This is a genomic window from Micromonospora sp. CCTCC AA 2012012, from assembly GCF_040499845.1.
Taxonomy (GTDB): Bacteria; Actinomycetota; Actinomycetes; order Mycobacteriales; family Micromonosporaceae; genus Micromonospora; species Micromonospora mangrovi.
The window spans coordinates 4,805,231-4,819,993 of sequence record NZ_CP159342.1 but is presented as its reverse complement, the minus strand read 5'-3'; the positions used below and the strand labels follow the sequence as shown (position 1 = coordinate 4,819,993).

The window sequence follows — 14,763 nt, the reverse complement described above, 5'->3', positions numbered from 1 at the left end:
CATCTGTGTTCAGTTGGCCCGCATCGGACGTACTGCGACTCCGAGCACCCGATCGAGCGAGAAGTACCCTGCTTGCTTTGAGTCGTAGCTGCGACGCCCGGCATCCCCGACCACCACGACGCAGCCCCGTGGCACCACTTCGCCAGGAGCTGTCGCCAGAGCCGGAACGTCCGCCCGTGGTACGGGCTCGCCGGGAAGGGCGAGTATCCGCTTGATCATCCATTCTCGCGTTGCTGGTTGGTGTACGTCCGACCGTGCCACCTCACCACCTTGATCACCGCTTCGCGGCTCTTCTATCACCACGACGTCTCCGGCGCGCAGGGATCGTACGTCCGTTCTCCTGACGAGAACCCGGTCGCCGTCCTGATAGGTGGGTGCCATGGAACCGCCGGCGATCGTGACGACTGAAAAATGGCGTCGAGCCCAGGTCAGAGCCGTTGCCGCTAGGACCGGGGCCGCTGCTGCGGCGGCCGTCCAGAGTAGCTGGCGTCTCACGCGGTGGCCGCCGCAGCGATCGGCAACTCGTCCGGGAAGACCGTTGACGCGGCAACTCGCGCTCCCTTGTCCAGCATTACGAAGCTCGGAAACGCGGCGACCTGGAAGGCCTTCGTGACCGGCCCCCCGTGCGGCTGTAGCACCACTCGCGCCAGCGGCGTCAGCTGCGCCTTCATCGTCTCGAGCTTTGCTTCATCTCCGATGAGGAAGACATACGTTTCGTCTCGCTTGAGCCTGCTGCTCTTGAGCCGTTCGACGAAGACCGGAAGCTGTTCGGCGCAGGCCGGGCAGGTCGCCGAGAGGAAGGCAACCAGGCCGCCGTTCCGCAGCGTGCCGTCGGTTACTTCCGTACCGTCCGTCGCCGTCGCGGAGAACTCCCCGATCTCGGCTCCCGTCGGCAACTTGATGGGCTCCATCGGCTCGTCCACTCGGGGTAGCTTGGCAAGTTGTTCAGTGTGCTGCCGGAGGCGGCGGATCACACCTAGAGTGAATAGCAGGTTGAGCAGACACAATAGCCCTACGAACACGACGGCAATCGCGAGCACGGTCATTGCTCTCCAATCAAGGGGTGGCAGTGAGGTCAGGGCGAGCTAAGGCTTCACGAGATCGACGATCTCTCGGGCGTTGATCACCAGTAGTGCGAACACGCACCCTACCGAGACCATCAGGGCGGTCACCCCCAGCGAGGGGTAGGTAAGGGACCCGGAATCCCTTGCCCCCGCGAAGCCCACGGTCGTAATGGCCAGGAGGATGAGATTCCTGAGAACCTCCAGGCGGCCGGCCGGCTTGGCGGACATCCCGAAGCAGAAGCAGGGCTCACGCGAGCCCTGTCGGAGCGTGTATAGAGTGGAGCCGGTGAAGGAAACAAGCAGGACACCTGCGAGGACAAACGCCCCGGTCGCAAGTGCGGGCACGGTGACGGAGAGCGCGACTACCGCCTCGGTCAGCAACACGGTGGCGGCCAGCGCTGACGTAAGGCGTCCCCGAATGGGAAGTGTCCTCGACAGGGAGTTGCAGAACTGGCGGAAAGCGCTTGGTTTCCATACCTTGCTGCCCGCGGCGACCGCAAAGATTATTGCCATGGCGGCCTGACAGGCCACGACAAGCCCGGACGGCCAGATTTCCGGCATCATCGGTCACCTCCGCTCCACCACGCCAATGCTGCTGCGACCCCTGAGTAACGGGTGTGCCGAAGATACCTGATCTTCTGAGCTGATAGGGGCCCCGGAGCGGTGGAACGGTGACCGCCGACGGTGTTCGGTTCGATCGTCAGCCATGCGTCAACGTCACTTCGTCCAGCTGTCACGGTGACCTACCGGGATGAGGGAAGCCCCGCCGGCGGCAGATCTACGACAGTAAGTTCTGACTGCTTCTGGCGGCTGGAACTTGGCGGGGTCGGGGAGGGGCGGGTGTGCGTGGGGACGGGGCGTGAGCTGGGCGGGTAGGCTCGCCGGTCGGGCGCCCACACCCCGGGTGCCCGCCAGCCGTCCCGGACCGGGGCGGCATGACCGGGCCGGACTCCGCACAACGGGTACGACGGCGAGGAAAGTGCAGCCATGATCAGTGTTTTCGACCTCTTCAGCGTCGGCATCGGGCCGTCCAGCTCGCACACCGTCGGGCCGATGCGCGCCGCCCGGACCTTCGTCACCGGGCTCAAGGCCGACGGGCTGCTCGCCGACACGGTACGGGTGCAGGCGGAGCTCTTCGGCTCGCTGGGCGCGACCGGGCACGGCCACGGCAGCGACCGGGCGGTGCTGCTCGGGCTGGAGGGGGAGGCCCCGGAGACGGTCGACACGGACCGGGTCGGTCCCCGGGTGGCGGAGATCCGCGCCGGGCGGCGGCTGCACCTGCTGGGCGCGCAGGAGATCGACTTCGACCCGGACCGGGACCTGGTGCTGCACCGCCGGCGGTCGTTGCCGTACCACCCGAACGGGATGACCTTCGTGGCGTACGACGCGGCGGGCGGGCAGCTGCGGGCCCGGACGTACTACTCGGTGGGCGGCGGCTTCGTGGTCGACGAGGCGGCGGCCGGGGCGGACAAGATCGTGCCGGACACCACCCGGGTGCGGTACCCGTTCCTCACCGGTGCCGAGCTGCTGGCGGTGACCACCGGCAACGGGCTGTCGATCAGCGAGGTGATGCTCGCCAACGAGCTGTCCTGGCGTACCGAGGGGGAGGTGCGGGCGGGGCTGCTGGAGATCTGGCGGGTGATGCGCGAGTGCGTCGAGAGCGGCTGCCGCCGGGACGGCACCCTGCCGGGCGGCCTGAAGGTACGCCGTCGGGCGGCGGAGCTGCGGCGTGGCCTGGAGGCGGACGTCTTCTCCACCGACCCGCTGCGGGTGATGGACTGGGTGACGCTCTTCGCGCTGGCGGTCAACGAGGAGAACGCGGCCGGCGGCCGGGTGGTGACCGCGCCGACGAACGGCGCGGCGGGCATCATCCCGGCGGTGCTGCACTACTACACGCGGTTCGTGCCGGGCGCGTCCGACGACGGGGTGGTCCGGTTCCTGCTGGCGGCCGGGGCGATCGGCGTGCTGTTCAAGGAGAACGCCTCGATCTCCGGTGCCGAGGTGGGCTGCCAGGGTGAGGTCGGGTCGGCCTGCTCGATGGCGGCGGCCGGGCTGGCCGAGGCGCTGGGCGGCAGCCCGGAGCAGGTGGAGAACGCGGCCGAGATCGGCATGGAGCACAACCTCGGGTTGACCTGTGACCCGGTGGGTGGGCTGGTGCAGATCCCGTGCATCGAGCGGAACGCGGTGGCCAGCATCAAGGCGATCACGGCGGCCCGGTTGGCGCTGCGCGGCGACGGCGTGCACCACGTCTCGCTCGACAAGGTCATCAAGACCATGCGGGAGACCGGCGCCGACATGAAGGTCAAGTACAAGGAGACGGCCCGCGGCGGCCTCGCCGTCAACGTCATCGAGTGCTGACCGGCACCGGCGGCCTCGCCGCGGACGTCGTCGGGTGTTGACCGGCACCAGCCGCCTCGCCGCCGACGTCGTCGGTGCTGACCCCGATGGGGTGACCCGGCCGGTCAGCGCCGCCGGGGAACGGCGGTGGGGGCGAGGATGGGGCGGTGACGACAGGCGTCGCGGCGCTCTGGTCGGCCCGCAACTCGCTGCGCATCCTGGTGAAGCGGGACCTCGCGGTGAAGTATCAGCAGTCCGTGCTGGGCTATCTCTGGTCGCTGATCGAACCGCTGGGCATGGGGCTGATCTACTGGTTCGTCTTCGGGGTGCTCTATTCCGGGGCGACCCGCCGGCACCTGGGCGACGCGGCGGGGTCGTACCCGCTCTTCCTGATCACCGGCATCTTCGCCTGGATGTGGGCCAGCTCGGCGATCAACGAGGCGACCAACGCGTTGACCGGCCAGGCCCGGCTGATCACCACGATGAACGTGCCCCGGCAGGTCTTCCCGATCGGCCGGGTCACCGGCCGCTTCGCCGAGTACGCCGCCGGCCTGCCCATCCTGCTCGGCATCGCCGCGATCTACGCCTGGCACGGCAGGATCCACCCCGGCTGGTCCCTGCTCGCCCTGCCGCTGGCCGTGGCGGTGCAGCTGGTCCTGCTGGTGGGGATCTCGCTGCTGCTGTCGGCGTTCAACGTGCTGATGCGGGACATCGAGCGGTTCATGCGGCTGATCATCCGGCTGCTCTTCTACGCCACCCCGATCATCTATCCGCTCAGCCTGGTGCGGGAGTCGGGCATGCCGACCTGGGTGAAGGTGGCGTACGAGCTGAACCCGCTGGTCGGGATCTTCCAGCTGCACCACTCGATCTGGTATCCGGACGAGTTCCCCGACGCCCGACTGCTCGTCAGCACGGTGCTGGGCAGCCTGCTGGTGCTGGCGGCCGGCTGGTGGGCGTTCCGGCGCCTCGAACCGGCCGTGCTCAAGGAACTGTGATGCCGCCGATCATCGAGGCCGACGGTCTCGGCATCCGCTTCGTCCGTAACCGGCGCCGCCAGTTGCGCCTGCGGGAGCTGCTGATCCACCGGGGTGGCCGGAACGCCGCCGCCGGTCAGTTCTGGCCGCTGCGGGACGTGTCGTTCGGGATCGAGCCGGGCGAGACGGTCGGGGTGGTGGGGCGCAACGGCACCGGCAAGAGCACCCTGTTGCGGCTGATCGCCGGGGTGCTGATCCCCGACGAGGGGCGGATCCGGGTCCGGGGTGACGTGGCCCCGCTGCTGGAACTCTCGGCGGGTTTCTCGAACGACCTGACCGGCCGGGAGAACCTCTATCTGGTCGGCGGCCTGCACGGGCTCTCCACCGGCTACCTGCGCCGGCACTTCGACGAGATCGTCGCGTTCGCCGGTGAGCAGATCGAACGCTCCATCGACACCACGGTCCGGCACTACTCGTCGGGGATGAAGGTCCGGTTGGGTTTCGCGGTGATCGCGCACCTGCCGCACCCCATCCTGCTGGTGGACGAGGTGACCGCGGTCGGGGACGCCGAGTTCCGCGCCAAGTGCTATGCGACCATCGAGCGACTTCTCGCGGAAGGGCGCACGCTGGTGCTGGTGTCACACAACGAAAAGGACCTCACCCGGTTCTGTCGTCGGGGGCTCTATCTCGACGCGGGCCGGCTGACGGTCGACGGGACGATCGACGAGGCACTGGCCGCCTACGCCGGCGCGGCGCAGCGGTGACGCTCGCGATCGTGCTCGCCGCGGACGCGGCGGGCGGGACGGGTGACGCCGCGCAGCGGCTGGCGGAGCAGTGGCGGCGGGCCGGGGCGACCGACGTGCGGGTCGCCGCCGACCTGGGCGAGCTGGCCGAGCTGGTGCGCGCCGGGAACGCCGCGGTGCTGGTCAGCGGCACCGACCTGGTGGCGCACACCGCAGTGCTCAGGCACCTGGCGACCAGTCCGGTCGGCCCGACGGTGGCGCTGGTGCTCACCGATCCGCCGGCTGCCGGTCAGGTGGCGGTCCGCGAGGAGCGCGGCCAGGTGGTCGCGGTGGGCGCGCCCGGCGGGCTGCCCGAGGCGACCGGCGTCTTCGGCGGCGCGTTCCGCGTCGGCCCGGACGACCTGCCGGCCCTGGCCGCCGCCGCCCGCGCCGCGGCGACCGTCCCCGGCCGGGGAGAGGCCACGACGGCGGCGTCCGCCGTGGACCGGCTCTTCGCGGATCTCACGGCGCGCGGCCCGCTGACCTTCGCCCACCGGGTACGCCTGCTCGTCGCGCACCGGGCCACCGACCCGGCCGACCGGGCCGCCGCCGAGGCCGCCGTGGCGGCGGTCGACGAGGACAGGGCGGAGCTGCGGCTGTCGGTGAAGGAGCGGGACGACTTCTTCACCACCTTCTTCGTCAGCACCTGGTCCCCGTACGTGACGAAGGCCGCGGCCCGGATCGGGCTGGGTCCGACGGCGGTCACCATGATCTCGGTGGTCTTCGCCGTGGCGGCGGCGGTGCTCTTCGGCGTCGGCGGGCGTCCCGCGCTGGTGGCCGGTGCCGTGCTGCTCTACCTGGGTTTCGTGCTGGACTGCGTGGACGGCCAGTTGGCCCGCTACACCCGGCACTTCAGCGCCTGGGGCGGCTGGCTGGACACGATGGCGGACCGGGCGAAGGAGTACGTGGTCTACGCCGGTCTCGGCTACGGCGCCACGCACGCCGGGTTCCGCTACGGCTGGGCCCTCGCGATCGCCGCGATCACGCTGCAGACCGTCCGGCACATGACCGACACCTGGTACGGCGTGCTGCACGACGAGGCCGCCCGGCGCCCCCGCCCGGCGGCCGGGGACGCCGGTGGGATCGGCGGGAAGCTGAACGCCGCCTCGACGAAGGTGCAGGCGGACACCGGTTCGGTGTCGTACTGGCTGAAGCGGACGGTGGTCTTCCCGATCGGGGAGCGGTGGGCGCTGATGGCGCTGGCCGCCGCGCTCTTCGGTCCGCTGGTGGCGCTGGTCGCGGTGCTGGTCTGGGGGACGCTGGCGTTCGCGTACACCGGGGCGTTGCGCACGTTGCGGGCCCGCTGGATGCGGGTCCCGGTGCTGACCACCGTCGACACCGGCCTGTACCGGGACGACGGCCCGCTGGCCCGGACCCTGCCGGCCGGGCGGGGGCCGCTGCCGCTGGCGGTGCTCGGCGCGCTCGGCGCGGCGGGGCTGCTGGTCGCGGCGCTGCGCACGGTGCACGCGGGGGACCGGCTGCCGGGCTGGGCGGTGCCGGTGGGCCTGCTGGTGCTGCTGGCCGGCGCGTTCGGAGCGCGGGCGGCGCACGCCGGGGCGTTGGACTGGCTGGTGCCGGCCGCGCTGCGGGCCGGGGAGTTCCTCTTCGCGATCGCCGTCGGGGTGGCGGGCCGCGCGCCGGCCTGGCTGATCTTCGGGTACGTCTTCGTGCTCACCCTGCACCACTACGACCTGACCGCCCGGCTGGAGAAGCGGCAGTCGGCCCCGCCGCTGCACGCCGCCACGCTCGGCTGGGAGGGACGGTCGGGGCTGCTGGCCGTCGGGTCAATTGCCGGAATCACGAGTATTGCTCTGGCTACACTCGGTACGTACCTTCTCGTGGTTTTCGTCGCGAGCGTGGTCCTCGCCTGGGTGGTCCTGCCGGCCCGCGCCCGACGGACGCCGGCCGCCGTGGGGCGGGGGTGACCGCTCGCCGGGCTGACGGAGGCCGGGATGACACTGATCAGCTTCGTCGTTCCGGCCTTCCGGGTGCAGGGCTACCTGCGGGAATGCCTCGACTCGATCCTCGGCCAGCCGTTCGGTGACCTGGAGGTCGTCGGGGTCGACGACGCCTCGCCGGACGGCAGCGGCGAGATCCTGGCCGAGTACGCCGCCCGCGACCCCCGGGTCCGCCCGGTCCGCCTGGACGAGAACGTCGGCCTCGGTCCGGCCCGCAACGTCGGGCTGGACCGGGCCGTCGGCGAGTACGTCTGGTTCGTCGACGGCGACGACTGGCTGGTCCCCGGCTGCCTGCCGCACGTCGCCGACCGACTGGTCGCCACCCGCCCCGACGTGCTGATCGTCGACCACGTCCGGGCGCACTGGAACAACACCGGCACCCGCAGCGCGATGGCCGACGTCTTCCCGGAGCCGCCCGGCGGGACGACGTTCCGGCTGCGGGACCGGCCGGAGACGATGCGACTGCTGCACACCGCCTGGAACCGGCTGGTCCGCCGGCAGTTCCTGGTCGATCTCGGGCTCCGCTTCGAACCCGGCTGGTACGAGGACGTCCCGTTCAGCTATCCGGTGCTGATGGCCGCCGACCGGATCGGCGTGCTGGACCGGATCTGCCTGAACTACCGGCAGCGGCGCACCGGGGCGATCACCCGGACCCGGGGCGACCGGCACTTCGAGGTGTTCGCCCAGTGGCACAAGGTGTTCCGCCTGATGGACCGGTGGGACGTGACCGAGCTGCGGCCGGCCGTCTTCGAGCGGATGATCTGGCACTACCTGACCGTGCTCGGCAACGGTGAGCGGATCGCCCCGGAGCTGCGGCCCGCCTTCTTCGCGCAGGTGCACGCCGACTTCGTCCGCTTCCTTCCGCCGGGCGGCTGTGCCGTGCCACCCGGGGTGGACGGGCTCAAGCACCGGCTGGTGGCGGCGGGACGGTGGCGGACGTTCAGCGCGCTGCGCGACGTCAACCAGGCCGGCGAGGTGGCCCTGCGCTCGGCGCGGACGCTGCGGCGACGGGTGCTGCCGGTGGCCCGGCGCGCCGCGGGGCGGGCCCGCGAGGCGGTGCTGCGGGAGTACTACCGGGCCGAGCTGCGCCGACCGATGGATCCGACCCTCGCCGTCTACGCCGCCTACTGGTACCGCGGGTACGCCTGCAACCCGGCCGCGATCTACGCCGCCGCCCGCCGCCTCGCCCCCCAGGTACGCGGCGTGTGGATCGTCCGGCGCGACCGGATCGACACGCTCCCGCCCGGCGTCGAGTACGTCGTCGCCGGCACCCCGGACTACTACCGCACCCTGGCCCGGGCCCGCTGGCTGGTCAACAACGTCAACTTCCCGGACTTCGTCCGGAAGCGACCCGGCTCGGTGCACGTCCAGACCCACCACGGCACCCCGGTCAAGGTGATGGGGCTGGACCAGCAGCGGTATCCGATCGGCGCGCTCGGGATGGACTTCGGCCGGCTGCTGCGCCGGGTGGACCGCTGGGACTTCAGCGTCACCTCGAACAGCTTCTCCACCCAGATGTGGGAGCGGGCCTATCCGGCCGCGTACACCACGTTGGAGGTGGGCTATCCGCGTAACGACCGGCTGGCCACGGCCACCCCGGCGGAGGTGCGCCGGGTCCGGGCGGAACTGGGCCTCGACGCCGACGACCTCGTGGTGCTCTACGCGCCCACCCACCGGGAGCACCTGCCCGGGTGGCGGCCACCGTTCGACCCGGACCGGTTCCTCGACGCGCTCGGCCCGACCGGTCGCCTGCTGATGCGCAGCCACTACTTCCACGACCGGCAGCGGCGGCCCCGGCCGACCGGCGCGGGACGGCTGCTCGACGTCAGCGCCCACGACCAGGTCGAGGACCTCTATCTGGCGGCGGACGTGCTGGTCACCGACTATTCGTCGGCGATGTTCGACTATGCCGTGCTGGACCGGCCGATCGTCGTGCACGCGCCCGACTGGGAGGCGTACCGGGTGGCGCGGGGGGTCTACTTCGACGTGACGGCCGAGCCGCCCGGTGCGGTAGCGTTCGACTTCCCGGCGCTGCTGGAGCTGTTCCGCTCGGGCGCGTACCGGTCGGCGGCGGCGCAGGAGGCCCGGCAGGCGTTCCGGGCCCGGTTCTGTGCGCTGGACGACGGGCACGCCGCCGAGCGGGTGGTCCGCCGGGTCTTCCTCGACGATCCGGCGTGACCCGGTCACTCTACGGTCACCTTACTGATCGGTACCCGCCGATCCGGTGTAATAGGCCTGTCACGAGCCGAACATGGCACGTTTACCCGATGTGCTGATCGGATGATCCTGGTCACAGTCATTGCCGGGTTCGGCCGACGAGCTGGGGGAGGAGACGGTGACCACCGTCGCGCTCAAGGATGTGACCAAGGTGTTCCAGGACGGGACAGTCGCGGTCGACACCATAAATCTGGACGTCAACGACGGCGAGTTCCTGGTGCTGCTCGGCCCGTCGGGCTGCGGGAAGTCCACCGTGCTGCGCATGGTGGCCGGTCTGGAGGACCCGACCACCGGTGCGGTGATGCTCGACGGCGAGCTGGCCAACGACCTGCCACCCCGGGAGCGGAAGATCGCCATGGTCTTCCAGGACTTCGCGCTCTATCCGCACATGACCGTGGGGGACAACATCGGCTTTCCGCTGCGCCTGGCCGGGGTCGAGCCGACCCCGCGCGGCGAGCGGATCCAGGACGTGGCGAGCGCGCTGGGCATCGGGGACGTCCTCGGCCGCAAGCCGAGCCAGCTCTCCGGCGGCCAGCGGCAGCGGGTGGCGATGGGTCGGGCCATCGTCCGCCGGCCCGGCCTGTTCCTGATGGACGAACCCCTCTCCAACCTGGACAGCGGGCTCCGCGCCGAGCTGCGGGCCGAGATCTCCGGCCTGACCCGGGAGCTGGGCGTCACCACCATCTACGTCACCCACGACCAGGCCGAGGCGCTGACCATGGCCGACCGGGTGGCCATCATGCGCAAGGGCGTGCTCCAGGACGTGGGCACGCCCACCCAGGTGTACGGCCGTCCGGCCACCCTCTATGTCGCGGCGTTCCTCGGCAGCCCCCGGATGAACCTGCTGGAGGCGTCGGTCTACGTCCACCTCGACCGGTACGTGGCGCTGAACCTCGGCGAGCAGTCGCTCTATCTGCCGTGGGACGACATCCGGAGCCGGGCGGTGGCGCACTACCACGGTGAGCGGATCGTGGTCGGCATGCGGGCCGAGGCGCTCACCCCGGTCGCCCCGGACACCGTGGGTGACGTGCTCCAGGGGCGGATCCGCTATCTCGAACACCACGGGCACGAGTCGCTCGCCTTCCTCGACATCGGCGCCACGGCGATCATGGTGGACGAGATGGGCGCCCCCGCCGAGACCCCGGAGAACGGCCAGCGCGGCCTGCGCCGGTTCGGCCAGGTCATGCAGCGGCTGACCGGTCGGACCAGCGACGCGCCGGTCTCGGCGCCGACCGGCGGCGGCAACCGCACCAGCGTGCTCAACGACCCGGGCCGGCACCACCGCCGCCCGGCGGAGCTGGCCGTCCGCCTCGCCCCGTATCCGGCGGTCTCGGCCGGCCACCCGCTGGCCATCCAGGTCCGGATGGACGCCCTGCACTTCTTCGACGAGCGCGGCGACCGGATCGACGTCGGCTGGCGCTGAGCGTGCCGGGAGGGGTTCCCGCCGGACGGCGGGGGCCCCTCCGGGGGCTTGCCCGGAAAGTTACCGGCGAGTAGCGTCTGGGCATGACCATCGACTCTCGCCAGGTGGCGGCCGGTCTGCTCGAGGCCGTGCCGTTCGCCCGTACGCTCGGAATCGAATTCGTCGAGGTCGCGCCCGAGGCGGAGGGCGGCGTCCGCGCGGTCGTCCGGCTCCCCGACTCGCCGGCCACCCACAACCACGTCGGCGGCCCGCACGCCGGGGCGATGTTCACCCTCGGCGAGACCGCCTCCGGCGCGGTGGTGCTCGCCGCGTTCGGGCCGGTCCTCGACCGGTCGGTGCCGCTGGCCGTGCGCGTCGAGATGGCGTACAAGAAGATCGCCATGGGTCCGGTGCTCGCCACGGCCCGGCTCGGCCGCCCGCCGGCCGAGGTGATCGCCGAGCTGGACGCCGGCACCCGGCCCGAGTTCCCGGTGCACGTCGAGGTGAGCACCGAGGACGGGACCGTCACCTCCCTGCTGACCGTCGTCTGGACGCTGCGCCCGAACCGCTGATCCCCGCCACGAAAGCGGGTTTGCCCGACCGCCCGGCTGGATAGATTCCAAGCGTGCTGGGTCTACCTGCTCACGTGACCGCCTGTCTCTTCGATCTGGACGGTGTGCTGACGCAGACCGCCAAGGTGCACAACGCCGCCTGGACCGAGACCTTCGACGCGTTCCTGAAGGCCCGCGCCGAGGCCACCGGCGAGCCGTACCGGCCGTTCGACCCGGGACCGGACTACAACCGGTACGTGGACGGCAAGCCGCGCGCCGACGGGGTGCGCTCGTTCCTCGCCTCGCGCGGCATCACCCTCCCCGAGGGCACGCCCGACGACCCGCCGGAGGCGGAGACCGTCAACGGGGTGGGCAACCGGAAGAACGTCATCCTGCTGAAGCGGATCCACACCGACGGGGTGGACGTCTACCCTGGCTCGGTGGCCTACCTGGAAGCGGCCGTCGCCGCCGGGCTGCGCCGGGCCGTCGTCTCGGCCAGCGCGAACTGCCGGGACGTGGTCGCCTCGGCCGGGCTGGACCGGCTGTTGGAGGCCCGGGTCGACGGGGTGGTCGCGAGGGAGCGGAACCTGCGCGGCAAGCCGCACCCGGACACCTTCCTGGCCGGTGCCGACCTGCTCGGGGTCGCGCCGCGCAACGCCGCCGTCTTCGAGGACGCCCTCGCCGGGGTGGCCGCCGGGAAGGCCGGCGGCTTCGGGTACGTGATCGGGGTGGACCGGGTCGGCCAGGCCGACGAACTGCGCGCGCACGGCGCCGACGTGGTGGTCACCGACCTCGCCGACCTGCTGAAGGAGCACCCGGCATGATCCGTGAACGGGCCTATCCGGTCGAGCCGTGGCACGTCCGGGAGGTCCGCCTCGACATGGACGTGCTGGCCCAGTCCGAGTCGGTGTTCGCCCTCTCCAACGGGCACATCGGGCTGCGCGGCAACCTCGACGAGGGCGAGCCGCACGGCCTCCCCGGCACCTACCTCAACTCCTTCTACGAGCTGCGGCCGCTGCCGTACGCGGAGGCCGGGTTCGGCTTCCCCGAGTCGGGCCAGACCATCGTCAACGTCACCAACGGCAAGCTGGTCCGGCTGCTCGTCGACGACGAACCGCTCGACGTCCGGTACGGCGAACTCCTCTCCCACGAGCGGGTCCTCGACCTGCGCGCCGGCACCCTGCACCGGGAGATGCACTGGCGCTCCCCGGCCGGCCGGGAGGTCAAGGTCCGCAGCACCCGGCTGGTGTCGTTCACCCAGCGCTCGGTCGCCGTGATCCACTACGAGGTGGAGGCGGTCGACCAGGAGATCCGGGTGATCCTCCAGTCGGAGCTGGTGGCCAACGAGAACCTGCCCGCACAGAGCCGCGACCCCCGGGTGGCCGCCGTGCTGGAGTCCCCGTTGCAGGCCGAGGAGGAACTCACCACCGACGACGGCGGTCTGCTCATCCACCGGACCAAGGTCAGCGGCCTGCGGGTCGCCGCCGCCATGGCGCACGACGTGTACGGCCCGCAACGCACCACCACCGAGTCCGAGGGATACGAGGACTGGGTCCGCACCACCGTCGGCTGCGTGCTCAAGCCCGGCCAGACGCTGCGGGTGGTGAAGTACCTGACGTACGGCTGGTCGAGCCGGCGGTCGCTGCCGGCCCTGCGCGACCAGGTCGGCGCGGCGCTGGCCGCCGCCCGCCTCGACGGCTGGGACGGGCTCCGCCGCGAGCAGCGGGAATACCTCGACGAGTTCTGGGACGCCGCCGACGTGAAGGTGGAGGGCGACCCGGAGGTGCAGCAGGCCGTCCGGTTCGGCCTGTTCCACGTGCTCCAGGCCGGTGCCCGGGCCGAGCGGCGACCCATCTCGGCGAAGGGACTCACCGGGCCCGGCTACGACGGACACGCGTTCTGGGACACCGAGATGTTCGTGCTGCCGGTGCTCACCTACACCCAGCCGACGGCGGTGCGGGACGCGCTGCACTGGCGGCACTCCACCCTGCCCCAGGCCCAGGAGCGGGCCCGCACCCTCAACCTCAAGGGCGCCGCCTTCCCGTGGCGGACCATCGAGGGGCCGGAGTCGTCGGCGTACTGGCCGGCGGGGACCGCCGCGTTCCACATCGCCGCCGACATCGCCGACGCCCTGCGCCGCTACGTCCTGGCCACCGGCGACGACCAGCTGGAACGGGACATCGGGCTGGAGCTGCTGGTGGAGACCGCCCGGCTGTGGCGTTCGCTCGGGCACCACGACCGGCGCGGTCGCTTCCACATCGACGGGGTGACCGGCCCCGACGAGTACACCGCGGTCAAGAACGACAACGTCTACACCAACCTGATGGCGCAGCGGAACCTGCTCACCGCCGCCGACTGCGCGATGCGCTTCCGGGACGAGGCGATCGACCTCGGGGTGACCGAGGAGGAGGCCGCCGAGTGGCGGGACGCGGCGCACGCCATGCACGTCCCCTACGACGAGGGGCTGCACGTGCACGGACAGGTGGAGGGGTTCACCCGGCTCCAGGAGTGGGACTTCGAGCACACCCCGCCGGAGAAGTACCCGCTGCTGCTGCACTACCCGTACTTCGACCTGTATCGCAAGCAGGTGGTCAAGCAGGCCGACCTGGTGCTCGCCATGCACTGGCGGGGCGACGCCTTCACCGACAAGGAGAAGGAGCGCAACTTCCTCTACTACGAGCGGCGCACCGTCCGCGACTCGTCCCTGTCCGCCTGCACCCAGGCGGTGGTGGCGGCCGAGGTGGGCCACCTCGAACTGGCGCACCGCTATCTGCGCGAGGCCGCGCTGATGGACCTGCACGACCTCAACGAGAACACCCGGGACGGCGTGCACATGGCGTCCCTGGCCGGCGCGTGGATCGCCCTGGTGAGCGGCTTCGGCGGCCTCCGCGACCACGACGGCACGCTCTCCTTCTCGCCCCGGCTCTCCAGCCGACTCAGCCGGCTGGAGTTCTCCCTCCAGTGGCGGGGGATGCGGCTCAAGGTGGACGTCCGGCCGCACCAGACCACGTACACGCTGCGCAACGGCGGTCCGGAGACCGTGCTGGAGCTGCGTCACCACGGTGAGCCGATCCGGGTCACCTCCGCGCAGCCGGTCACCGTGCCGGTGCCGCCGGCCCGCCCGTCCGGCCCGCCGCCGGAGCAGCCGCCCGGCCGGGCACCCCTGCTGCACCTGCCCGAGAACGCCACCTGAGCCGTCCCGGCCCGGTCCGCACCGGGCCGGGACGGCTGGCGTACGTCAGAACTGGCGGCCGTTGGACGGCCGGCCGGCCGCGTCCCGCGGCGACGTGGTGCGCGGGTCGTCGGAGGTACGGGCCTGGGCCGCCTCGTCCGCCCAGTCCCGTCCGCGCTCGGTGTCCTCCTCGTGCCGTTCCCGCTCGGCGGTCTGCTGCTGCGACCTGTCCCGCTTGGCCATGGCGATCCTCGCGATCCGTCGGGGCGCTGCCGCGCCGTGGGGTCACCCTGCGGCTTCCCGATC

The 14,763-nt window shown here is 71.6% G+C and carries 12 protein-coding genes and 1 pseudogene; 9 read left to right on the top strand and 4 right to left on the bottom strand.

Annotated features, from left to right (window positions below; translation table 11 throughout):
• Nucleotides 1-9 precede the first annotated feature (9 nt).
• Genes lepB through ABUL08_RS21390 form a run of 3 tightly spaced genes read right to left on the bottom strand, consistent with a single transcriptional unit; the run spans nucleotide 10 to nucleotide 1,625 of the window.
• Nucleotides 10-495 (bottom strand): signal peptidase I, encoded by a 486-nt coding sequence (gene lepB, locus ABUL08_RS21400; protein WP_350931739.1) that lies wholly within the window; start codon nucleotides 493-495, stop codon nucleotides 10-12.
• Nucleotides 492-1,046, bottom strand: a complete 555-nt coding sequence (locus ABUL08_RS21395) for a redoxin family protein (protein ID WP_350931738.1) — start codon at nucleotides 1,044-1,046, stop codon at nucleotides 492-494. Before ABUL08_RS21395 ends, lepB begins: the two co-directional genes overlap by 4 nt.
• 39 nt (nucleotides 1,047-1,085) lie before the next feature.
• Nucleotides 1,086-1,625 carry a MauE/DoxX family redox-associated membrane protein gene (locus tag ABUL08_RS21390; RefSeq protein ID WP_350931737.1) on the bottom strand — a complete coding sequence of 180 codons (540 nt, stop codon included), beginning with the start codon at nucleotides 1,623-1,625 and terminating at the stop codon, nucleotides 1,086-1,088.
• Nucleotides 1,626-2,051: 426 nt separating this feature from the next.
• Here ABUL08_RS21390 and ABUL08_RS21385 point away from each other — a divergent pair, with 426 nt between their 5' ends.
• From ABUL08_RS21385 to ABUL08_RS21345, 9 genes and pseudogenes are all read left to right on the top strand, one after another.
• Entirely contained in the window at nucleotides 2,052-3,422 is a 1,371-nt protein-coding gene (locus ABUL08_RS21385; RefSeq protein ID WP_350931736.1) for an L-serine ammonia-lyase, read from the top strand.
• Nucleotides 3,423-3,568: 146 nt separating this feature from the next.
• On the top strand, nucleotides 3,569-4,396 hold the full coding sequence (locus tag ABUL08_RS21380) for an ABC transporter permease (protein ID WP_350931735.1): 828 nt from the start codon (nucleotides 3,569-3,571) through the stop codon (nucleotides 4,394-4,396).
• Nucleotides 4,393-5,139, top strand: a complete 747-nt coding sequence (locus ABUL08_RS21375; protein ID WP_350931734.1) for an ABC transporter ATP-binding protein — start codon at nucleotides 4,393-4,395, stop codon at nucleotides 5,137-5,139. Before ABUL08_RS21380 ends, ABUL08_RS21375 begins: the two co-directional genes overlap by 4 nt.
• Nucleotides 5,136-7,098, top strand: a pseudogene (locus ABUL08_RS21370) (DUF5941 domain-containing protein). The gene ABUL08_RS21375 and the pseudogene ABUL08_RS21370 overlap by 4 nt, the downstream one beginning before the upstream one ends.
• An 11-nt stretch (nucleotides 7,099-7,109) precedes the next feature.
• Nucleotides 7,110-9,293 (top strand): bifunctional glycosyltransferase/CDP-glycerol:glycerophosphate glycerophosphotransferase, encoded by a 2,184-nt coding sequence (locus ABUL08_RS21365; RefSeq protein ID WP_350931732.1) that lies wholly within the window; start codon nucleotides 7,110-7,112, stop codon nucleotides 9,291-9,293.
• A 157-nt stretch (nucleotides 9,294-9,450) separates the two neighbouring features.
• Nucleotides 9,451-10,755: an ABC transporter ATP-binding protein gene (locus ABUL08_RS21360; RefSeq protein WP_350931731.1), complete on the top strand. Its 1,305-nt coding sequence runs from the start codon at nucleotides 9,451-9,453 to the stop codon at nucleotides 10,753-10,755.
• Between the two features lie 83 nt (nucleotides 10,756-10,838).
• On the top strand, nucleotides 10,839-11,306 hold the full coding sequence (locus ABUL08_RS21355) for a DUF4442 domain-containing protein (protein ID WP_350931730.1): 468 nt from the start codon (nucleotides 10,839-10,841) through the stop codon (nucleotides 11,304-11,306).
• A 53-nt stretch (nucleotides 11,307-11,359) separates the two neighbouring features.
• Nucleotides 11,360-12,109 carry a beta-phosphoglucomutase family hydrolase gene (locus tag ABUL08_RS21350; RefSeq protein WP_350931728.1) on the top strand — a complete coding sequence of 250 codons (750 nt, stop codon included), beginning with the start codon at nucleotides 11,360-11,362 and terminating at the stop codon, nucleotides 12,107-12,109.
• Nucleotides 12,106-14,478 (top strand): glycoside hydrolase family 65 protein, encoded by a 2,373-nt coding sequence (locus tag ABUL08_RS21345; RefSeq protein WP_350931727.1) that lies wholly within the window; start codon nucleotides 12,106-12,108, stop codon nucleotides 14,476-14,478. Before ABUL08_RS21350 ends, ABUL08_RS21345 begins: the two co-directional genes overlap by 4 nt.
• 45 nt (nucleotides 14,479-14,523) lie before the next feature.
• On the opposite strand, the gene ABUL08_RS21340 is transcribed toward ABUL08_RS21345, so the two are convergent.
• Complete coding sequence (locus tag ABUL08_RS21340) at nucleotides 14,524-14,700, bottom strand: hypothetical protein (RefSeq protein WP_350931726.1); 177 nt, start codon at nucleotides 14,698-14,700, stop codon at nucleotides 14,524-14,526.
• Nucleotides 14,701-14,763: the final 63 nt, after the last annotated feature.